Genomic DNA, 200 nt, shown 5'->3' with positions numbered 1-200 from the left:
TTTCCAAATTGTTAAAGAGCGATTTCACGCTAATGCGTGTAACCATTTTTAAAAACTCTTAAAGGTATTACCTAAAAGAACGTTTAAAGATGGTATCCCGTAGGGGAGTCGAACCCCTGTTACCGCCGTGAAAGGGCGGTGTCCTAGGCCTCTAGACGAACGGGACACTGGATACTCTAAATTAAAACCATATTAATCTG

At 41.5% G+C, this 200-nt stretch carries 1 tRNA gene; it reads right to left on the bottom strand.

Features of this window, described 5'->3' with window-relative positions:
- Positions 1 to 90 precede the first annotated feature (90 nt).
- Positions 91 to 166 (bottom strand) — tRNA-Glu (locus A6E03_RS19850).
- Positions 167 to 200: the final 34 nt, after the last annotated feature.

Origin of the sequence: Aliivibrio sp. 1S128 (genome assembly GCF_001691065.1) — a bacterium.
Taxonomy (GTDB): domain Bacteria; phylum Pseudomonadota; class Gammaproteobacteria; order Enterobacterales; family Vibrionaceae; genus Aliivibrio.
This window is presented reverse-complemented; position numbering and strand designations above follow the sequence as displayed.